Source organism: Rhodoferax saidenbachensis (assembly GCF_031457975.1).
Taxonomy (GTDB): domain Bacteria; phylum Pseudomonadota; class Gammaproteobacteria; order Burkholderiales; family Burkholderiaceae_C; genus Allorhodoferax; species Allorhodoferax saidenbachensis_A.
This window is the reverse complement of the sequence record NZ_JAVDXO010000015.1, coordinates 1-22128: the sequence shown is the minus strand read 5'-3', so window position 1 is coordinate 22128 and position 22128 is coordinate 1. Positions and strand designations below refer to the sequence as shown.

Annotated in this window: 14 protein-coding genes and 1 pseudogene; 8 read left to right on the top strand and 7 right to left on the bottom strand. The window is 61.6% G+C overall.

What is annotated here, in order from left to right; all coding sequences use genetic code 11:
* Positions 1-40 precede the first annotated feature (40 nt).
* The gene (locus tag J2X15_RS20625) at positions 41-745 is read left to right on the top strand and encodes an AsmA family protein (RefSeq protein WP_310346755.1); all 705 of its coding nucleotides are present in this window, start codon (positions 41-43) and stop codon (positions 743-745) included.
* Here the strand turns inward: J2X15_RS20625 and J2X15_RS20620 are convergent.
* The gene (locus J2X15_RS20620) at positions 738-1127 is read right to left on the bottom strand and encodes a hypothetical protein (protein WP_310346753.1); all 390 of its coding nucleotides are present in this window, start codon (positions 1125-1127) and stop codon (positions 738-740) included. The two genes, J2X15_RS20625 and J2X15_RS20620, sit on opposite strands and share 8 nt — an antisense overlap.
* A 121-nt stretch (positions 1128-1248) precedes the next feature.
* Between J2X15_RS20620 and J2X15_RS20615 the strand changes: the two genes are divergently transcribed.
* A complete protein-coding gene (locus J2X15_RS20615) occupies positions 1249-2055 on the top strand; it encodes a helix-turn-helix domain-containing protein (RefSeq protein WP_310346751.1) in 807 nt (268 codons plus the stop codon).
* Here the strand turns inward: J2X15_RS20615 and J2X15_RS20610 are convergent.
* From J2X15_RS20610 to J2X15_RS20585, 6 genes and pseudogenes are all read right to left on the bottom strand, one after another.
* On the bottom strand, positions 2040-5234 hold the full coding sequence (locus J2X15_RS20610) for a tectonin domain-containing protein (RefSeq protein WP_310346747.1): 3195 nt from the start codon (positions 5232-5234) through the stop codon (positions 2040-2042). The genes J2X15_RS20615 and J2X15_RS20610 overlap by 16 nt on opposite strands.
* A 12-nt stretch (positions 5235-5246) precedes the next feature.
* Entirely contained in the window at positions 5247-7247 is a 2001-nt protein-coding gene (locus J2X15_RS20605; protein ID WP_310346744.1) for a hypothetical protein, read from the bottom strand.
* A gap of 173 nt (positions 7248-7420) precedes the next feature.
* A pseudogene (locus tag J2X15_RS20600) lies at positions 7421-8089 on the bottom strand (sensor histidine kinase); the annotation flags it as partial.
* Positions 8090-8738: 649 nt separating this feature from the next.
* Entirely contained in the window at positions 8739-9434 is a 696-nt protein-coding gene (locus J2X15_RS20595) for a response regulator transcription factor (protein ID WP_310346860.1), read from the bottom strand.
* Between the two features lie 89 nt (positions 9435-9523).
* Positions 9524-11725 (bottom strand): hypothetical protein, encoded by a 2202-nt coding sequence (locus J2X15_RS20590; RefSeq protein ID WP_310346741.1) that lies wholly within the window; start codon positions 11723-11725, stop codon positions 9524-9526.
* Positions 11726-12105: 380 nt separating this feature from the next.
* Positions 12106-12747 carry a TetR family transcriptional regulator gene (locus tag J2X15_RS20585; RefSeq protein WP_310346738.1) on the bottom strand — a complete coding sequence of 214 codons (642 nt, stop codon included), beginning with the start codon at positions 12745-12747 and terminating at the stop codon, positions 12106-12108.
* 188 nt (positions 12748-12935) lie between these two features.
* On the opposite strand from J2X15_RS20585, the gene J2X15_RS20580 reads away from it, so the two are divergent.
* From J2X15_RS20580 to J2X15_RS20555, 6 genes are all read left to right on the top strand, one after another.
* On the top strand, positions 12936-14198 hold the full coding sequence (locus tag J2X15_RS20580) for an efflux RND transporter periplasmic adaptor subunit (RefSeq protein WP_310346736.1): 1263 nt from the start codon (positions 12936-12938) through the stop codon (positions 14196-14198).
* A gap of 18 nt (positions 14199-14216) precedes the next feature.
* Positions 14217-17372 carry an efflux RND transporter permease subunit gene (locus tag J2X15_RS20575; RefSeq protein WP_310346734.1) on the top strand — a complete coding sequence of 1052 codons (3156 nt, stop codon included), beginning with the start codon at positions 14217-14219 and terminating at the stop codon, positions 17370-17372.
* Positions 17365-18786: an efflux transporter outer membrane subunit gene (locus tag J2X15_RS20570; protein WP_310346732.1), complete on the top strand. Its 1422-nt coding sequence runs from the start codon at positions 17365-17367 to the stop codon at positions 18784-18786. The genes J2X15_RS20575 and J2X15_RS20570 overlap by 8 nt, the downstream gene beginning before the upstream one ends.
* Positions 18787-18946: 160 nt before the next feature.
* Positions 18947-19984 carry a choice-of-anchor A family protein gene (locus J2X15_RS20565; protein ID WP_310346728.1) on the top strand — a complete coding sequence of 346 codons (1038 nt, stop codon included), beginning with the start codon at positions 18947-18949 and terminating at the stop codon, positions 19982-19984.
* A gap of 461 nt (positions 19985-20445) precedes the next feature.
* Complete coding sequence (locus J2X15_RS20560) at positions 20446-21087, top strand: hypothetical protein (RefSeq protein ID WP_310346726.1); 642 nt, start codon at positions 20446-20448, stop codon at positions 21085-21087.
* 70 nt (positions 21088-21157) lie between these two features.
* Positions 21158-22128 (top strand): PTS transporter subunit EIIC (locus J2X15_RS20555; RefSeq protein WP_310346725.1); only part of this gene is annotated, 971 nt, incomplete at its 3' end.

Genomic DNA, 22128 nt, shown 5'->3' with positions numbered 1-22128 from the left:
ATTTGTCCTACTGGTGCGCCGCCCCTTACCATCTCCGTCCATGAAAAAAGTCCTCCTCTCCCTGTTCGCCCTGCTGCTCATAGTGGCCGCCGGTGGTGCCTACTGGCTGCACGGCAATCTGGACCACTTGGTCAAAAGCGCCATTGGCAACTACGGCAGCGCCATGACGGGCGCCAAGGTGAAGGTCGAGAAGGTAGACATCCGCCCCACCGACGGCCGGGGCGTGCTCAACGGGCTGCAGATTGGCAACCCGGCGGGCTTCAAATCCCCCTATGCGCTGAAGGTCGGTACGGTGGAGCTGGAGGTGGAGCTGTCCTCGGTAACGCAGGACGTGGTGGTGATCCGGAAGATCGCCGTGCTGTCGCCCGACGTGATCTACGAGAAGAATGACTCGATGACCAACTTCGACGCCATCCAGAAAAACATCGAGAAGTATCTGGGCCCGTCGTCCAAAGACTCCAAGGGCAAGAAACTGATCGTGACCGAATTCATCATCCGCGGCGCCAAGGCCCATGCCACGGCACCGTTTGTGGGCAACAAGACCGTAGACGCCGAACTGCCCGACCTGCACCTGCGCGACCTGGGCAAGGCCAAGGGCGGCCTCACACCCGGTGAGCTGGGCCAGGAGGTCACCAACGCGCTGGAGCAGCGGCTGATGGCCTCGCTGAGTTTTGACCGCCTGATGAAGTCCATTGGCAGTGCGCTGGAGAAAACCGGCAATGCCATCAAGGGGCTGTTCAAGTAGAGGCGGCGGCCTGCAGATAGGCCAGCATGCCAACAAAGGCGGCCTGGGCCAGCACATAGCCTACGCCCAGCGGGCTCAGGGCTACACCGGCGCCTAACGCCAGCCACAGGCTGGCCACCACCCAGGCCCCGTTGCCCAGCGCCAACAGGCGCACGCCCGCCCGCGGCAACTCCCGCTGCGCCAACAGAAAGCCGATGTACACAACAAACACCAGCACCACCCAGGCCGAGGCCTGCACCAGCGCCGCGGGCATGCCCAGCAGGCTGGACACGGTGGCCTGCGCCTCCAGTTGCAATAGCGCGGTCCCGACGCCGGTGACGGCGTCCAGCCACAGTACGCGGCGGGTCCAGACGGGGGTGGTGAGTACAGACAAGGAAGACATGGTGAACTCCTGAAGGGTTGAACAAGGCCTCGATGGTGCGGCGTGCTGCGACGCGGCGCCATTACCTGGGAGGTCATGCGCGCACGGCCACAAACCCACCTGCCGCCGCTACCATGCGGCCATGAATACCAGTACCGCCCCCAACAGTTTTGGCCAACGCCTGCGCCACTGGCGCCAGCACCGGCGCCTGAGCCAACAAGAGCTGTCGCACCAGGCCGAGATCTCGGCGCGGCATGTGAGTTTTCTGGAGACCGACCGCTCGGTGCCCAGCCGCGAGATGGTGCTGCGCCTGGCCGAGCGACTGGAGGTGCCACTGCGCGAGCGCAACCAGCTGCTCACCAGCGCGGGCTATGCCGCCATGTACCGGGAGCGCCCGCTGGACCACCCCGACATGGCCGAAGCGCGCGCCGCGGTGGAGCTGATCCTGCGCTGCCACGAGCCCTACCCCGCGTTGGCGATGGACCGGCACTGGAACATCGTCAGCGCCAACCGCCTGGTGCCGGTGTTTCTGAACAACATTTCGCCCGCGCTGCTGCAGCCGCCGGTGAACGTGCTGCGCCTGAGCCTGCACCCCGAAGGCCTGGCGCCGCGCATTGCCAACCTGGGGCAGTGGAAACACCACCTGTTTGAGCGCCTACGGCAAATGATCCACAGCACGGGCGACGCCACGCTGCAGGCGCTGATGGAAGAGTTGCAAGGCTATGACGCCAGCCATGGCCCAGACCGCGCCCACCTGCAGGGCGAGACGCGCGGTGTGGTGATGCCGTTTCAGCTGGACACGGCGCACGGCCAGCTCAACTTCATCAGCACGGTGACGATTTTTGGCTCACCCATGGACATCACGCTGCAGGAGCTGGCGCTGGAAACCTTTTTACCAGCCGATGCGGCAACGGCTACCGTGCTACAGCAGTTTCAGCGCGCCTTGTAGACCTTGTAAGTCGTACCGCCATCGGTGCTGGCGACGATCCAGGGGCGGCCATCGGGCGCTACGGCCAGGTAGCGCAAGCTGGTGAAGCTGGGTGAAGGAACCACCACATCCCACTGCACGCTCCCGGCGTTCCAGCGCAGCAGCCGTGGCGCACTGCCCTGCAGGCCAATGGCAAACACCGATCCGTTGGCGCCGGACGCAATGCAACCTGGCTGCGCGCGGCTGGTGGCCGGAAAGGTGGGGCACACCGACAAACCGGCTGGCGGTGGGCGCTCAAAAAATGCGTTGTTGAGGTACTGAAAAGCCCTGCGAGTGTTGGGCGCATTGGCATCTGAGCGCACCAGCCAGACCGCCCCCGCAGGCTCCACGGCCAGAGCATCTTCATTACCCGGCAATTGGAAACTGGTGACCACAAAGGTGTTGGAAGCGGTGTTGAAACGGTACAACGTGCTGTCCTGCGCGCCGACGGCTCCCGTATCGGGTCCCATGGCATACACCGAACCATCGGCCGGCGTGGACACGTCGATGGGGCGCACAGTGAATGCCGGCAAGGGCACATCCCCCATGTTCATGGCAGCTATACCACCCATGACTTGCCAACTACCATTCTTGTACTGCCATACCCGCCCGTTGACCGCGCCATTGGTTGGGGGCACCCAGGCCCACAGGGTGTCAGCCAGACCAATGGCCAACCCATCAGCCTCGCCCCCTGGGGGGATGGACAAGCCGCTGGGCACAAAGCCCTGCTTGGCGGCATCGTAGGTCACCAGCGAATCCGAACCCGAGCGGCGCACCACCATCACTTTGCCGCTGGCGCCAATAGCCAGGTAATGCGGCCACTGAGGCGATCCGGGCAAACCAATGTAGGGCACCTCGTCAAACACCTGCGTGGCAGAGAACGTGAACGGTGACACTGCGGTGGTGGTATTCACTGGCGTGCTCTGGGTGGCTGCCGCGGTCGCATCGTCCGTGTCCTCCTTGCGGTTGAACAGGGCACTGGCCCACACCTCGGTGCCACTGCGCACCACCCAGGGCTTGCCACCGGGGCCTATGGCTACGGCCACCACACCTTGCAGGCCGGTGCGGTCCCAGCGGTTGTCACGGGCGTTGAAGGACTGCAGATTACCGTCCAGGTCCACGGCCAGCAGCGTACCCTCGGGGCCGATGGCAATCTCTTTGGCACGCAGAGCCTGGCGCTCACAGGGCTGCACATCGCAGCGGTACACCCAGTCGTCGCGGATAGTCCAGGGCCGGCCGGCCGGATCCAGCGCCAATTTCCTGCCTTTGGGCGAGGGATCATCTAGGCGTGCGGGCACCACTTTCTCAAAACCATCCGTGCCGGCGTTGTACTGGTAGAGCGACTCATCACTGGCGGCAGCCATTACCGTGCCGTTGCACGCAACAGCTACATCGCGTGCGCTGAAGATGCTGCGCACCAACAGCCACTTGCTGCCGTCGTGCCGCCAGACCTCCCCCTTGGCTGTCACGCCCCAGGGCTTTCCGTCAGGCGCCACAGCAATGCGCACCATCTGCCCCGGAAAACTCTTGAAACGCTGGCTGCTGTTGCGCCACTGGCCCAGGTTGCTGTCCGTGTCGATAGCCATCACATTGCCGTCCTTGCCAATGGCAAGGATGCGGGCGGCGCCCAGCACCTGGCGAAAATCGGCCTGGCGAAAATCGGGCAACTTGCCGCCCACCGCAGCACTGCAATCGCCGCCACCTTGCACCGGCTCGTCAAACAACGAGGAGGCATAAATCTCACCCCGCGCATTCACCACCCAGGGCTTGTCGCCCGGCCCCACGGCCAGAGTGACGGCTTCGGTATTGATGGGCTCCCAGCGCTGCAAAAAGTCATCAAAGCGCGCGGGCGTGCGGTCCTTGGTCACCAGAAACACGCCGCCATCGGGGCCTATGGCCAGGTCAGTGGCCACCACACCGTCATGGGCTTGCCAGCCCTGGGGCGCGTAGCTCAGCACCTGGCCCTCTCGGCTCAGCACCCAGGGCACATTGGACGAGCCTACGGCCAGTCGCACCGCGTTGCTCGGTGCATTGAGCGACACCCAGCCGGCCGCGAGGTCCCAGTAGGCGGGGCTGCCGTCGGGCAACAGAATCCAGATGGCCCCCTGCGGCGTGATGGCGATGTCCAGCGCCTGCCCTGGCAGCTCCACCCACTGCGAGCCGCGGTAACTGAAGATGCGGCCTTGTGCGGTGACCGCCATGGGCAATCCCGAAGGCGCCAGCGCAATGCGCTCAAAGCTACCGGGCAGGCGCTGCCACTGGTCTTTGCCCTTCCACTGCCAGACTTCGCCTTCCGGCCCCAACGCCACGGCCTGGCCCTTGGCGGAAATGCTGAGTACTTTGGCCTTGCCCTGCACACGGCGCCAGGGCAGGTTTTTGGTGAACACACTGAGCTCGGTGTTGGCACGCGCCGTCTTCTGCGGCGTGCCGGTGTCATTGGTAAAAATCGTCCCCTCGGGCGTGACGATCCAGGGCTTGTTGTCCGGGCCTGCGGCCACCAGCTCGGCCACCGCCAACAGCGCCCCCCACGTGCCCAGCGCGGCATTCCAGCGAAACGGCTGGTGCTCCGGGCTGACCATGAATGCGCTGTTGCGCACACCCGCAGAAATGTCCTGGGCCCGGCCCGGCAGCTTGGCCCAGGCGCGGCCATCAAATATCTGTATGGACGCGTCGGCCAGCACCACCCAGGGCAGGTCGCGCTCATCCACATCCACGCGCGCAATGCCCTTGGGGGCACCGGTCACGGCAATGAACCCGGCACGCGCATCGAAACGGGCCAGACCACCTTCTGCCGTCACCACATAGGCCATGCCCGCAGCGCCCACACCCACATCTACCGATTTGGGGGCAGGCACCTGCTGCCAGAAGGTGCCGTTGTAGCGCCACACAGCGCCCTCGGCATCCAGCGCCCAGGCATTGCGCTCGGACGCCGCGTCTATGCGGCGAAACACACCCGGCAGGCTGAGCCAGCCTGTGCCTGGGCCGGGGCGGCGCATCCACACCATGCCACTTGGGTCCAGGGAAAACGCGGTGCCGTCCGCCCCCACCGACAAGTCGATGGCGGTGCCGCGCAGTGCCGTCCAGGCCAGGCGCTCTGCTGCGTTTTGTGCATGGACCCAGAGGCTTGCCCCACACAACAAGGCCACGAGAAGGCGTTTCACGCCGATTCCGGGTTAGTAGTACAAAAAGCGGACCGCGGTGCGCAAGCGCTCTTCGGTGCTCTCGATGCGGTTCCACGAGGCAGCAATGTCCCCGGTGCGGAATTCCCGGTACAGCGTGCCACCCTCCAGCGCCTGGGTGATCTCGCCCACATTGGGCGTGGGCTTGAACCAAGGCTTGTACTTGTCCTCGAATTCGGCCATGGCCACCTCGCCGGGGGTCATGGTGGCGCGTTCGGCGGCAATGTCGGCCTCGGCCCGGTTGGTGTACTGGGTGCGGCGCGGAGTGAGCAAAATCAGCACCGACTTGTAGTAGTCGCGCGTCACGTTGCGCGAGAACAGGTACTGCACGATGGGGACGTCCTGCAACAGGGGTACCCCATCACGGTCTTTGGTCTGGTCGCGCTCGGACAGACCCGAGAGGATCAGCGTCTCACCGAACTTCATAACCACATTGGCATTCACCATGGTCTTGTTGGTGTCCAGGCGGAAGTCGAACTTCACGCTGGTGCTGGGGATGGCCAGGAAGGTGCGCTCGGCCACCACATTGAGCTTGATCAGGTTGTCGGGCAAAAACTCCGGTGTGACCGAGAGCTTCACACCCACTTCTTTCTGGATCTGCACCGAGCTGCCCTGCCCGCCCGAGACCGCAGCACCCACGATGTCCTGGCCCGAAAAGAAGTTGGACGGCAGGTTGCCCAGCGCCACCAGCGTAGGCCGGGCCAACACCTCGTTGCGCTTGGCGTTGGCGTTGGCGATGTTCAGGCTGTAGGTCAGCGCCGGCACCTGGATCAGGCGCGTGATGACGCTGCTGTTGGTGTTAGTGGAGTTGGCCGCGTTCAGGTTGTCGGTAACAACGCTGCCGGACTGCGTGGTGGAGAAGGCCGGCGTCTGCGTGAGCGGATTGCCAAACTGGATCTTCAGCCCGTCCAGCAGGTTCACACCCATGGCCTGCGTGTTGTCTTCTTCGGTGCTGATGATGCTGACATCCACCACCGCCATCTGCTTTTCCACAAAACCATTGCCAGCGGTGCCAAAGCCCCCCAACGCGCCGGGCATGCCGGGTACAGCGCCCGGCATGCCAGGGTAGGCGCCAGGCACCGCACCCTGCATGGCCGGGTAGCCGCCAGTGTTGCCCGTGGCGGGGTAGCCACCCGTGTTCGCGTTCAACCCACTGTTGACGGCGGGGTAGCCACCGCGCGCCTGGGTTTTGACCATGCCGGCACGCTGGTAGCTGTGCAGCCACGAGTCCACCCGGTTTTCCACCTCCTTGTACTCGGTCGCGCCCACCGCCGCCGCACGCAGTCGGGTCAGGTAGTTGCCCGCCTGCTCCTTGTCGTTGAGCGACGCAGCCACGATGGCCGAGGCGCGCAGCACGCGTGGGTCGTCCGGCTTCTCGGCCAGTACGGTACGCAGGCCTTCCAGCGCGGCAGCGGCGGTCTTGGGGTCGCGGTCGTAGTAGGCGGCCACTGCCAGGTCATACAACAGTTCAGGCTCGTTGCCCGCATACAGCGCCGCATCCGCCAGCCGGGTCTTTGCCTTGGCGAAGTCGCGCTGGTACATGGCCAGCAGGCCGCTGTAGTAGCGTGCCAGCCAGTTGGAGTTGTCAAACTGGGCCGCCATCTCGAAGCCCTGTTCGGCCAGTGGGAACAGACTGCTCTCCCCCTGGATACCGCGCATCTGGTAGGCCACGCCATTCAAAAAGTGCAGGTAAGAGCTGGTCATGTCGGCCTTCACCGCCATGTTGAACAGGTCCGATGCCTTCTTGTAATCGCGTGCGTCCAGCGCCTTGATACCCTCGGCCGCCAACAGGCGCGGTGCCGATGTAAGTTTGCCCTGAGGAATCGTGGCATACAGGTTCGTCTTGGGCTGACTGGAGATCAGGGGATTGCCGGCGTCGCTCCGTGCCAGTTCGCCCGTGCCCGCGCATCCGGCCAAGCCCATCACGGCAAAGGCAGGCAACAGGGCCGCAACCATGCGACGCGGTGCAGGCAGACATGGCAAGGGATACTTCACTGGATTCCTTTCGTGGTCCGGTTGGGGACGGGGGCTGAGCGGATGCGGGTCGGGGCTTTGCCAGACCAGTGCGAACGAGTGTAAAAAAACGTAAGTTGATTGTCTGTAGAGCGAACGTGCTACAAACCGGGCCTGATGTACTGGTAAACCAGCCCGGCCGTTAGACCCGTTGTCTAAAAAGACCGAGGACTGCGCTCCAGCGGTAGCCACAGCCTGAATTGCGTGCCGTTTGGTCCCGACTTCCAGCCGACCGTGCCTTCAATGGCCAGCGCGCGGCGCTGCTGGTTGTGCAAGCCGCGCCCTGCGGTAGCACCCAGGGCCTTGTCGACATCGAAACCCTGGCCGTTGTCCTCGATGGTCACTTGCACACCACCCGTCACCACGGCAGTAGCCACCCGTATCTCGGTCGCGCGGGTATGACGCAGGATGTTGGCAACGCTCTCTTGCACGATGCGCAGGATGTGCAATGCACTGGAAGGGTCCAGCCATGTCAAGGTGGGCAACTCCTGTACCTTCCACAACAAAGCGATGCCCGTTCCCTCTAGGCGAGGCTCCAACCGAAAGCGCAGTGTGGCTAGCAACAACAACAGGTCTGCCTCAACCGGCTCCATCGAGTCGATGGTCAACTTCAGATCGTCCAGACAATCCTTGAGGATCTGGGACACCTTCACATCACTCACGCCGCCGTGCTCTACCGAGCGGATCGCACTGATCAGCGATGAACCCAGGCCATCGTGCATGTCTTGCATCAGGCGCTGGCGCTCATCGCTGATGGTTTGCCGCATTTCTGCCTCACGCAGCCGCTGGTGGCTGAGCGCAAATTCGTCACGCACCCGTTCAGCGGCCATCAGCACCTCACCGATGGATACCAGCAGCGCAAACAGTGCATAGCCGACGATATATATGACATGAATGGGCGAAGCATCGAAGACGCCCTTGGCATCGCCATCAAGCAACACAGCGACCATGCGCAACAGCAGCAAGCCGGTTTGCAACAACAGGACACCACCCGTCAGCCGCGCGAAGAGATGGTGGGCCCCATGCTTGAACAACAGCCTGGCACTCCTGACGAGAAACCATGCCATCAGGCCGGTGAATACCACCATGCGGCCCACATAGCTCGGGTGCACCAGCGTAAACCAGTAGAACAGCGGGGCCGATGCCAGGAGCAGCCCACCCACCAACCGCAGGGACGGCGGCTGGCCGTAGAAACGCTGGCTGCCAATGACCATGAGCGCTGGACTACTGAGCAAAAGCAGGTTGCCAATCACCCCCGAGACGAAGTCGGGAAGAAAGCCACTGGCTCCGAACAGCAAAGTGGAGACAAAGCTCAAAAACGGGCCTGTTGCCCATTCACGTAGCCCCCGGATAGTGGGTGGATAGTTGCGATGCAGCACGAACAGCACCAGCGACATCAGCAACGCCATCACGGCGGCCAACAGCACGATGGAACGTGGATCAATGCCCAGCATGTTCAGGCTGTGTCACGGCTTAGTCGGGCAAAAAACCCAGCGTCCTGGCTTCATAAATAGCTTCCGCCTTGGACGTGACCTTGAGCTTGCTGTAGATGCGCCGCACGAAGCTGCGTATGGTGAAGTGCGACAACTGCATCAACTGGGCGATTTCAGGCATGCTGAATCCCTTGGTGATGAAATTCAACACCTCTTTCTCGCGCGCCGACAGCAAAGAGGACGGGTCCTCGGCCGATGCCGGGGTAACCGTTTTGCGGGAAGTCGTTCGCCGAAAGTGGGCCAACACCTGCCTGGCAATGATGGGGCTGATCGGGCTCCCGCCACTGGCCAGGCTACGGATTTCGTCAATCATCTTGGCCTGCGAACTGTCCTTCAGCAGATACCCCGCTGCGCCGGCTTCGATCGAGCGCATGACATGGGTTTCGTCCCCAAAATTGGTGCTCACCATGATGCTGCAATGAGGCCACTGCAACGCGGCGGCCCGAATGACGTCGATGCCCGAACCGTCCGGCAAACCCAGATCGACCAGCAGCACGTCCGCTGGAAGGCCTTGCAAAAGAGCAAGACCTTCCGCCTGCGTACTGGCCATTGCCACCAGTTGCATATCCGGTGCGGCTTGCACTATCCGGCTCAGGGCATCGCGAAAGTCGGGGTCGTCCTCGACGATCACAACACGGATGGGAGCTGGCTCCGGGGCGGGGTCTACGGTCTGCATCAGGGCACTATTGTGCAGCACGCCCTCCACGCCCGTCGGCCCCAACCCATCCGCCACCCTGCTCACCCGCCAGGCCGGGTGCCAGTGGATCAGTCTCTGCACTCAGGCATGCTGCTCAATTCGTTGGTCAGCTGATCGTAGGTGGCCGCACCGGAGGCGATCTTGTAAATGGTGCGCAGTTCGTCAGCCACCACGGCAACCGTGCGGCCCTTGCCGGCTTTCGTAGCGGCTTTGGCTTCGGCGCTGATGCCGTCCGTCACGATTTTTTCTGCCACCATGAAGGACAGTTCGCCCAGGCCTGTACAGGCTTCCTTGGACGGGAAACCGTGTGAGGCCTGATTGGGCTGCAAGAACTTCTGCATGACACCCTTGGCCTCAGCGGCCGAGAAGCAGGCATAGGCCTTCTGTGCGTCGGTGACCACCACTTTGCCCAGCGCGCACGTTTGCAGCCCGACGGCACCGAAGGTGACAGTCGCAGCACCAGCAATCAGGCATTCCTCACTCTTGGCTTCATTAAACACGCGGGTGCCCAAGTTCACCAGGTTGCCCGGAATCTGGCCTGACTGGCTGACGAGCTTGGCAATCTCCTTCGGAAACGAGCAGTAGAAGCCATCTTGCGCATCCTCAAAACATTGGTTGGCCTGGTTGGCGGCGTTCTTCATCTCGCTGGTGCCGTAGGTGTTGATGGCGCCGGTGATGCGCTGCGCTCCCTTGAAGTAGCCGTCAATCGGGAACACCTTGCGTCCGATCGTGCCGCAACTGTTGTTGAAGTAGGCCCAGGCGTCAGTGGCGAGCTTGGCCACCGCATAACCCACGATTTCGCCGTTCTTGACGACCTCCTGGCCCACAATCTTTCCACCCATCACCACGGTGTTGCCTACATTGACAGCAACCGCCTGCGTGGTGTTGGCGACCTTGTTGCTCACATCCACCGTGCCGTTGGCCACCTGGTTCACCACACCCACGGTACCGTTCGCCACCACGTTGGCAGCGTTCACCGTCCCATTTGCAACAGCGTTCGCCGTCGTGGTGGCTTCGCGCGCCAAGTCATTGGCCGCACTGACCGAGGTTGCCGCCACGGAGTTGGCACCGGAAACAAGAACCCCTGTCGCGGTACCAACCGCGTTGGTCACAAACTTACCCACCGACTCTGCGGCCCCTCTGAAATCAAATCCCGAAGAGGGTTTGGTCGTAATACGGTCCCAAATCCAGCCCCGGTTGTCTGCCGGACCATTGCCCTTGTAGACGACCAGATTGCCATCGTCCTGCAAGGCGACGAAATAAGCCCCCATCGGTCCACCGGCACCCCCCGGAAAGCACCCCAGAGCACCGCGGTTGTTGGCCAGGCGCCCCCGGTAAGTACAGGCATGCCCGTCCGACTGGATCGCCATGAAGTACTGCGTGTCCTTCGGTATGTTTCCATGGCTTTGATACCAGCGCCGATTGCTATCACTGGGATTGCCCTCATAAATCACCAACTGTCCGTCAGGTTGCAAGTCGAGGCGGTAGCGCCCGTTGTCCGACCGCATGGTCTGACCCTCAGTCAGTAAATCACCGATGCGCATGACGCTCCGGCCATGGGCAGACCGCGGGGGCTGCGCCATCAGCTCATCGGTTTCCCGGTTGGGCATACGCCCTTCCTTTCGCCCAAAGTTCATCCAGTGCTCGTATAGCTTGCCCGCGTCATACCCAAAGGCCTGTTTAAGGTCTGAATACTTGTTGGCATAGAACATGGTGTCCAGATTGACACTCTGCGCCTTGGTGCGGCCTTCGTCACTGAACCCTGTTCTGGGCGAACGGTCTTCGTAGCGCCCCCAATCAATCCAGTGGCCCATCAAGGCGCGGGCGTCACTGCCAAAGGTTTTTTTGAGGTCGGGGTAGCGGTCTGCGTAGTAGACAGGGTCGAGCAGCGAAGTCCATACCAGCGCCGCCGCAGCCGTATTGCCGGGCTTGCCGCGGTAGGCCTCCAAAACGCCCGAATCCCGGAGGATCAGGAAATAGTCGCCAGCAGCACCATGGCTATTGCTGCACCACACCGCGGCGGTGGAAGCCATGACGCAAAGATTGCCATTGTCTTGCATGGCAAGATTCCCGCTGACCGCACGCGTGTCATTGGTGCCTGCGCACCATACGAGCCCCTTGGGCCCCATCACGCACACCTGGTTGCCGTTCGGCTGCATCATGGCGAAGTAAGCTTTGTTGGTCGACTCCAGGGCCAGAAAACCGCTAAGTGTCTGGTTGGTTGTCAACACATTGCCGATAGGCTGGCGTTTGGCATAGTAGACACTCACCTTCGCGGCGGCAGCGACAGTCTCTGGTATTCCCTGTTGGGTCCTTCCCTGCAATATTTGCAGTGACCCTGACTGGGCAGCAACGTTTGCCCCTAAACACAGCGCCAAGGCACCCGGAAGCAAGGCGCGAAGCCACGACAGGCGCCTCAAAAATGGCTGTACAGCGGGAAATTGCATGGGGGCGTTCCTTTATGAGAAGGTGCCATCGTAGGTACGCCAAGCCATGCTGTATGTAGATTGAATGCGCTACAAACCACCGCACTTGTTTCACAGATAATCGCGCCGAGACGCAGACTTGCTGTGGCCGATTCAGAAAGAAATGGACCGCTAGCCCCCGTGGAACCTACGCTAGTAGCTCCTAAAACAGGAGCAACCCAGTTTCAACATTGGGTCTTGGGGGACGTGGGAGCCGGCGCCAGCCCCAGCAGGTAGGCATCCAACGTGGCTTGGCCCACGGCCTCCAGGTCGAAGGCATCGGGCGACAGCAGCCAGTTGAACTTGAGCCCGCCAATCAGCGCGAACAGGCCCAGCGTGGCGCTGCGCAGGTCCATGTCGCTGCGCACCTGTCCCTTGTCGCGCGCCAGTTGCATCAGGCGGTGCATGTCGTCCATGCACTCGTTGCGCCCGGCAATGTGGCGCTCGCGCATGCTTTGCAGCTCGTCCACGTACTCCACCTTCTGGGTGGCAATCTCGAACACGCGGCGCACCTGCGCGTCATGCGCAATCTGGTGAAAGGCCGAGGCCGTGTTGCGGCGGATCTTGTCCAACGGCTGCTCTTCATCAGCCGGCCCCATTTCGGTCATGCGGGCCATCATGGGCAGGGTCACGCGCTCCATCATGGCGTGGAACAACTCGCCCTTGTTTTCAAAGTGCCAGTAAATGGCGCCCCGGGTCAGCCCCGCGTCTTTGGCGATTTCTTGCAAGGTGGTGCGTGAGACCCCGCGCTGGTGAAACACACGTTCAGCAGCGTCCAGAATCAATTCGCGGGTGGCAAGAGCGTCTTCTTTGGTTTTGCGGGCCATGCTTTGACCTCATAGGAATTTGTAGGAATTGTAGTTTTTCTCAAACATACATTCGTGCATGTATGTATACTAAACCCCATTGCCGCAGTATGGTTCAGTTTTTATTGAGGGTTTGCCCTAGATCAAACTGCCGGCAAGCCCCTCCCCCGATTGCCTCCCCAACTACCTTTGTCACAAGGGAAATCTGTATGTTGCTGTTCCGCCAGACCCTGGGCCATACGCCCTCCATCCTCGCCGGCCGCGTGGCCTTGCTCGCCATTCCATTGGCCGTTGCCCTGGTTGCCTGTGGCGCCAAAGACGGCGCCGCCGGTGCCGGTGGCCCTGGCGGCGGCATGCCCCCGGCCGAAGTCGGCGTGGTCACCGTGGCCTCGCAATCCGTGGCTCTGCAGTCCGAGCTGCCCGGCCGCGTCAGCGCCCTGCGCGTGGCGCAAGTGCGCGCCCGTGTCAGCGGTGTGGTGCTGCAACGCCAATTCCGCGAAGGCAGTGAAGTCAAGGCCGGCCAGGTGCTGTACCAACTGGACTCTGCCCCCTACCGCGCCGCCATGGAAAGCGCCCAAGCCACCGTGGTGAAGGCCCAGGCCACCCTGGCCCAGGCTACCGCCCAGGTGGAGCGCAACAAGCCGCTGGCAGAAGCCAATGCCATCAGCAAGCAGGAATTCACCACCCTGGTGACCACCCAGCGCCAGGCCGAGGCTGACGTCGGCACCGCCAAGGCGGCCGCCGAAACCGCCCGTATCAACCTGGCTTACGCCACCATCACGGCCCCCATTTCCGGACGCATCGGCCAGTCCTCCGTGACCGAAGGTGCACTGGTAGGCGCAGCCGATACCACCGCGCTGGCCACCATCCAGCAAACCGCATCGGTGTACGTGAACTTCACCCAGAGCAGCACCGACGTGCTGCGTTTGCGCAAAGCCATTGCCTCCAAACAGCTGCGCGCGGCCGGCGATGGCTCGGTTCCTGTGCGCATCGTGCTGGAAGACGGCAGCGAGCTGGCCAAGCCCGGCAAACTGCTGTTCTCTGACCTGACGGTGGACGCCACCAGCGGCCAGATCACGTTGCGCGCCGAAGTACCTAACGCCGATGGCCTGCTGTTGCCCGGACAGTTTGTGCGCGTGCGTCTGTCGCAAGCCGAGTTGCCATCGGGCATCTTGCTGCCCCAACAAGCCGTAACCCGCACCAACCAGGGCGACACCGTGCTGGTGGTGGGCGAAGGCGGCAAGCCCGGCCCACGCCCCGTGAAGCTGGGCGGCAATGCGGTGAACAACCAGTGGGTGATTCTGGACGGCCTCAAAGAAGGCGACCAGGTCATCGTGGATGGCTTCCAGAAAATGATGGTGCCCGGTGCCCCCGTGAAACCGGTGCCCTGGAGCCCCAATGCAGCCCCCGCCGGTGCTCCCGCAGCGGCAGCTTCCGCACCCGCCGCCGCAGCGTCTGCGGCCGCCAAGTAATCGCTAGAGGCATTTCCCATGGCCCAGTTTTTTATTGACCGACCCATCTTTGCGTGGGTGATATCGCTGTTCATCCTGGTGATGGGCGGCGTTGCCATCACGCAACTCCCCATTTCGCAGTACCCGCCGGTGGCCCCTCCGTCCATCGTGGTGAACACGGCGTACCCTGGTGCTTCCGCGCAGACGCTGGAGGACAGCGTACTGTCCGTCATCGAACGCGAGATGAACGGCTCCCCCGGCCTCATCTATATGGAATCCGTGGCGCAAGCCGACGGTTCCGGCAGCATCACGCTGACCTTCGAGACCGGCACCAACGCCGATCTGGCGCAGGTGGACGTGCAAAACCGCCTCTCGCGCGCCACCCCACGCCTGCCGGCTGCGGTGACGCAGCAGGGCGTGCGCGTGGACAAATCGCGCTCCAACTTCCTGATGTTCACCATGCTGTCTTCCGACAACCCGGAAACCAGCACCATTGAACTGGGGGACTACGCCTCGCGCAACATCGTGCCCGAATTGCAACGCCTGCCCGGCATCGGCCAGGCCCAGCTGTTTGGCACCGAGCGTGCCATGCGCATCTGGCTGGACCCGGCCAAACTGGCGTCCTTCAACCTGTCCACCGCCGAGGTGAACAGCGCCATCAGCGCGCAAAACGCGCAGGTCTCTGCCGGCGCCATCGGCGACCTGCCCAACATCACCGGCCAGAGCATTGCGGCGACGGTGGTGGTCAAAGGCCAACTCGCCAGCGTGGCGCAGTTCGGCAATATCGCCCTGCGCAGCAATGCAGACGGCTCTGCGGTGCGCCTGAAAGACGTGGCCCGCATTGAACTCGGTGCCCAAGCCTATGCAACGTCGGCCCGCCTGAACGGCAAGCCCGCCATCGGTATCGGCATTCAGCTGGCCCCCAGCGGCAATGCCATGGCGGCAGCCAAAGCCGTGCGCACCCGCATGACAGAGCTGCAAGGCTACTTTCCCAAGGGCATGACCTGGAGCATTCCCTACGACAGCTCGCGCTTTGTGAACATCTCGATCAAGCAAGTGGCCGAAACCCTGGTAGAAGCCGTGGTGCTGGTGTTCCTGGTGATGTTCCTGTTCCTGCAAAACTGGCGCTACACCATCATCCCGACCATCGTGGTGCCGGTGGCGCTGCTGGGTACCTTTGCCACGCTGCTGGCGCTGGGCATGTCCATCAACGTGCTGACCATGTTCGGCATGGTGCTGGTGATCGGTATCGTGGTGGACGACGCCATTGTGGTGGTGGAAAACGTCGAACGCATCATGAGCGAGGAAGGCCTGCCACCACTGCAGGCCACCAAGAAAGCCATGGGCCAGATCTCGGGCGCCATCGTCGGCGTGACCGTGGTGCTGATTGCCGTGTTCGTGCCACTGGCCTTCTTTGCTGGTTCGGTGGGCAATATTTATCGCCAGTTCTCGGCGGTGATGGTGAGTTCCATCGCGTTCTCGGCGTTCCTGGCGTTGTCGCTCACCCCCGCGCTGTGCGCCACCTTGCTCAAGCCCGTGGAGGCCGGCCATGCGCATGCCAAGACCGGTTTCTTCGGCTGGTTCAACCGCCGCTTCGACTCCACCGCCAAGGGCTACGAAAGCGTGGTGGCACGCCTGCTCAAAAAGGCGGGCCGTTACCTGATCATCTACGCCGCCATCATTGGTGCGGTGGCCGTGGTGTACCTGCGTTTGCCCACCTCGTTCTTGCCCGGTGAAGACCAGGGCAACATCATCGTGAACGTGCAGTTGCCCCCAGGTGCCACCCAGCAGCGCACCCTGAAGGTGATGGAACAGGTGGAAGGCTTCATCCTGAAGCAACCCGAAGTCGAGGGCATGGTGGCCGTGTTGGGCTTCAGCTTCTCGGGCCAGGGACAAAACGCGGCACTGGCGTTTGTGACACTGAAAGACTGGTCTGAACGTGTGGGCGCCGAGCACTCGGCGCAGGCCCTGGCCGGCCGCGCATTCGGTGCCCTCATGGGCATTCGCGATGCGTTCATCTTCCCCTTGGCGCCGCCCCCCATCCCTGAACTGGGCAACGCCACGGGCTTCACCTTCCGCCTGCAAGACCGCGGTGGCAAGGGCCACACGGCGCTCATCGGTGCGCGCAACCAGCTGCTGGGCATGGCCTCCAAGAGCAAGGTGCTCACCCAGGTGCGCCCCGACGGCCTGGAAGATGCGCCCCAGCTGCAAATCGACATTGACCGCGACAAAGCCAGCGCCCTGGGCGTGAGCTTCGCCTCCATCAACAGCACCATCTCCACGGCGCTGGGTTCGAGCTATGTGAACGACTTCCCGAACGCGGGCCGTTTGCAACGCGTGGTGGTGCAAGCCGACAACACGGCGCGCATGCAGCCCGATGACATCCTGAAGTTCAACGCCATCAACAGCAACGGCAAGGCCGTGCCCCTGTCTGCATTTGCCAGCACCCAATGGGTGACCGGCGCCATGCAAACCGTGCGCTACAACGGCTACTCGGCCGTGCGTATCAGCGGTGCAGCGGCCCCAGGCTTTAGCACCGGCGAGGCCATGGCCGAGATGGAGCAACTGGCTGCCAAGCTGCCCGAAGGCTTTGGCTTTGAGTGGACCGGTCAATCCCGCGAGGAAAAGAAAGCCGGCTCGCAAGCCACCGTGCTGTATGGCTTCGCTATCCTGGCCGTCTTCCTGTGCCTGGCCGCGCTGTACGAGAGCTGGTCTATCCCGCTGTCTGTCATCTTGGTGGTGCCCTTGGGCGTGCTGGGCGTGGTGCTGGCCACCTTGTTCCGCGGCTATGCCAACGACGTGTACTTCCAGGTCGGCCTGATCACCATCATCGGTTTGTCGGCCAAGAACGCGATTCTGATCATCGAGTTTGCCAAGGACCTGCAGGCCCAAGGCAAGGGCGTGGTCGAGTCGGCGCTGGCTGCGGCCCACCTGCGCTTCCGCCCCATCGTGATGACCTCCATGGCCTTCATGCTGGGCGTGCTGCCCCTGGCCATTGCCAGCGGTGCGGGCTCGGCCAGCCAGCGCGCCATCGGCACCGGCGTGATCGGTGGCATGGTGGCGGGCACCTTCCTCGCGGTGTTCTTCGTGCCGATCTTCTTTGTCGTGGTGCGCAGCCTCTTCAAGGGCAGCGAGCGCCAACACCAGTTTGACATCCAACATGGACACCACATCGGAGCTGAATCCCATGAGTAAGCATTTCTCCCCCAGCCGCCCTGCCCTGCGCCTGGCCACACTGTCGGCCGCCCTGTGGCTGGCTGGCTGCAGCTTCATACCCACCTTCACCCGCCCCGCGGCACCGGTGGCGGCCAGCTTCCCGCAGGCCGCACAACCGGCCGCGGCGGATGCCCGTACCGCCGCCGACATTGAATGGCAAAGCTTCTTCAAAGATGCGCGTCTCAAGCGACTGATTGAACTGTCGCTGGAGAACAACCGCGACCTGCGCGTGGCCGCCCTCAACATCGACGCCACCCGCGCCAAACTGCAAGTGGCCCGTGCCGACCAGTTGCCCACGGTCAACGCCGGACTCACCGGCAGCCGTGGCCCGGCCACCAATGGCGCCATCGTCAGCAGCTACACCGCAGGGTTGAGCGTGACGTCGTACGAGCTGGACTTCTTTGGCCGCGTACGCGCCCTGAGCCAGGCAGCCCAGGCCCAGCTGCTGGCCACTGAAGAAGCGCGCAAGACGGTGCAGATCAGCCTTGTGGCCTCGGTGGCCAACACCTACCTCACGCTGCTGGCAGATGACGAGCTGCTGCGCGTGACCCGCGAAACGCTGAAGACGCGCCAAGACTCCCTGCGCCTGATGCAACTGAAGTACGACAACGAAGCCGCCTCCAAGCTGGACCTGAGCACCGCCCAGAGCCTGCTGGAAGCCGCCAAGGTATCGCTGGCCCAGCAAACCCGCCAGCGCGCCCAGGACGAAAGCTCCCTGGTCCTGCTGCTGGGCCAGCCCATGCCAGCAGACCTGCCCACCGGACTGAGCCTGTCGGAACAGGGCTTCCTGAGCGACCTGCCGGCCGGTGTGCCCTCCGAGCTGCTGGTGCGCCGCCCCGATGTGCGCCAGGCCGAACAGAACCTGCTGGCGCTCAACGCCAACATTGGCGCAGCACGTGCGGCCTTCTTCCCCAAGATCACGCTCACAGCCAGCGCCGGTGTGGCCAGCAACGACCTGGACACCTTGTTCAGCAACGGCACCAGCGCCTGGACCTTTGTGCCCCAGCTGCTGATGCCCATCTTCGATGCCGGCCGCAACAAGGCCAACCTCGAAGCGGCCAAGGTCAACAAGGACATTGCCATCGCCCAGTACGAAAAAGCCATCCAAAGTGGCTTCAAGGAAGTGGCCGATGCATTGGCCGGCCGAGCCACTCTGGCCGACCAGTTGCAGGCCCAGGCCGCCCAATTGGAAGCGGAGCAGACCCGCATGAGCCTGACCGACCTGCGCTTCAAGAACGGCGCCGCCAACTCGTTTGACGTGCTGGACGCGCAGCGCTCACTGTTCACCGCGCAGCAGGCGGTGGTGCAGGTGCAGGCGCTGCAATTGCAAAACCTGGTGACCTTGTACAAGGTGCTGGGCGGTGGTTGGACGGAGTCGCCAGCGCAACAGTAACCTACCAAACCGGCGTTGGCGCCGGTTTTTTTATAGGGGCGGATTATTGCCAACTAGCGCACGTTTCCGAAGCCCACTAGCCACTTCGGACTATTACCGAAGAGAGCATTGCCCGATACACTCAACCGTAACATTTAGCTACAGTTTTAAGGTCTTGCATATGCGTCGTCCGTGGATTTTCAGCGTTGCCCTGGCGGCCTCCATATTGGGTGCGTCACTCAGCTCCCACGCCGCACTGACGGCAGATCAAGCCTTGCAGCAGTTCAACCTGGTGGTACTTGGCAACGCGCAGTCTTATTCGCACGTCGATGGGCGAACCTTCATAGGCGGCAACCTGAGTGGTGGCGACTACGCGCAACACGCCAGCCAAGTCCCCGCCTCCAGTTTTGCCGGACTCACAGTCCTGGGTAACGTCACAGGCGTCAATGTCAATGGGTTGGGCGCCTATGTAGGCGGCAATCTGTCCTCCGCCAATATCAATAGCGGCACGGCGCGCGTGGCAGGCAACGCCAGCAACACCAACTTCAATGGCGGCAATCCAACAGCCGTAGGTGGCAGCACATCGGGCGTCAACTTCAACAGTGGCCGCCTGACAGGCGCCAACGCCACCAGAGCACTCGCTGACGCTGCAGCCAACGCAAACTCCGTCAATTTCGGCACGCTGTTCAACCAGACGTCCAGTTCGCTGCGCACCTTGGTCAACACCAGCAGCGTGGTGTTCTCCGGCAATAAGGCCACGTTCAACGCGGTGGCCAACAACGGCGTAGCCGTGTTCGACCTCACCGCCATTGACGACGCAGTGTTCAGCAAAGGTGAGTATGCGTTCAACCTGAATGGCGCTACCACAGTCATCTTTAACAGCGACAACACCTCCATCCATATTTCCGCCAACTTCCTGGGCGGCTCCGCCCAGACCTATGGCCAGAACTTTGTCTGGAACTTCTACAACGCCACCGACATCACCCTGAGCAGCCAGTTTGGCGGCAGCATTCTGGCCACCAACGCCAAGCTAACCAACTACAACAACGTCGAAGGCTCGGTGGTGGTCAATAGTCTGGATCAGCGTGGCGAGATTCACCTGCAACCCTTTGCTGGCCACATCCCGGTGACGCCCGTGCCGGAGCCTGAAACCTATGCGATGTTGCTTGCTGGGCTTGGACTATTGGCTGCCAAACGCCTTACAGGCCGCCGCCGATAAGGTGTGCCGTCAGGATTCAGGAAAAGTATTGAAGAAATGGGGCGCCAGCCCCCGTGGATATTGCGCGAACAGCTCCTAATTTAGGAGCTGTTTTTGTTTGGGTAACGGGACGTTCCCCAAACACCGCCCGGGATAACCCTGTGCAACCCCCTCGCCGGTTGCAGTGCATCACTGCGCCTTGGCTAAGTACTTACCCCAAGCCTGCTGACCCAACCGCACGTCCGCTGATGCACCTACCCCGCATTTCATGCACTGCAGCAAACCATCCCTCCAGGCATCAGGATTTTTGATGGAGTCCATAAAAAAGACTGCGTTGATCTGATAGAGATTTCTTCCTACAGTGACCACCACAGTCCACCATCGCGCTGGGCACTGCCAATCTGTAGCGAAAACGCCATGACAAAAACAAAACCCGACCTCATGCAAGCGGCCCTTTGCAATGAATCCGGGTACTGACAGATATGCCTCCCTTTGTGGTTGATTTTTCACGCCCTCAGGCGGTGCTTCTCTGCTCTGTACTGATTGTCACCTTGCAATTCATTGCGGTTTCTATAGCAATCTTCTCCATGCAAAAGAGATACCGGGGACTGGAGTCGCAGAAGAAAAAATATTCACACTTCCACAAACTATTCATTCGCCTGGAAGCCTCTCTTTCGCAATTGCAAGTGCTGGAAAGAATCCACTTGATCAATGTTCATCAGAAGCTGGAGCAAGAAATCGAAGACCAACTCAATACGCTCTGGATGGAGATCGAAAAAGCGCTGGGACTCGTTGCATCTGTGGAGTACGTGGGGAAAGTCAAATTCTCTGTACTGTCTGTGCGCGCAGGATTTGATCTCTATAAGCAAATGCAAAAGGACTTTGTCAACCAGTCCAAACAAGGGGAAAAAGCATTTGCCCAGTATTTGCTCAACTCACAAGGCAAGGAGCTGCGCATCAGCGTGGAGGCTGTCCTCAAATCCGGACGAGAAACCAGCTTTAAACACCAGTTTGCGGGATACAAAATTAATGGCGCACTGGATTTCGCTTGGATGGTGTATCCCCTGACATGGATACTGATATTCCTGTCCTACTTCGTAATGCGAATGTATGCATCGCCTTAACTGGCTGCAGAAGGTGTTGGGGCGGGGAAACTTGTAGTTGACGGTGGTCCGGGATGCCTTCATTGTGCTCATGCCCCTGACCTTTTTGGGCTTGGTGGCGCTGCTTCTGCAGCATTTTCCGTGGAGTGTCTACCGTGACACGATGACGTTTCTGTGGGGTGATGGTTGGCCGCAGCACTTGGAGCGGGTGATCAAAGCTTCACACGGTATCTTTGGCATGGTGTTGGCATCGGTGGTTGCCAATCTCCTGGCAAAGCGGTTGATGCGGCCGTCGTTTGAGGCGCCTGAAATTCCGTCAATGATCGTCGCCATCTCTGCATTGATCAATTTCATACTGATGGCGTCTGCGCGCCCGCTTTTTGTAGATGGCTTGGGGCACGGAGGCATGCTGCACGGCATTGTGGTGGGAGTCACCACAGCCGAACTGCTACGACTGGTCACGCGGTGGCGTTGGCTGCGAGTGAGTGATGATCCCTACGTTGCGGATTCCATCTATCACCATGCGGTGCGGTTCACGCCAGTCGTGATCGTGGCGGGGATTGTCTTTTTCCTAATTGTGGAGTTGCTCGGGACCCTCCCAGAGGTCTCTCCCTATGTGCTGTCCCCGGTGGTGATTTGGGCCCAGTTGCAGCAGACAGATGCGACCTGGGTATTGAGCAGCGTGGCCGCTCTGCTGAATCAGGCAGCCTGGTTTTTTGGAGTCCATGGGGCCAAAGTTCTCGACACGTATGGGGCAACCATCTTTGCCCCTGTGGGTTCGCCCTACACCAATGCGCTGGCTTGGCGCCCTCTGTTCAACCACTTTGTTTTGATGGGTGGAGCAGGATCCACCATGTGTTTGGTGATTGCCATTTTGTGGAAAGTCAGGAAAGGGCCTCAACACCAGATTGCCAAATGGTCGGTGTTGCCAGCTCTCTTCAACATCAATGAGGCGGTGCTGTATGGACTGCCGATTGTGTTGAATGGGATCTATGTCGTGCCGTTTCTCTGCATTCCTCTGTTGTTCACTCTGATGACGGTGGCCGCGACCGAGCTGGGGTT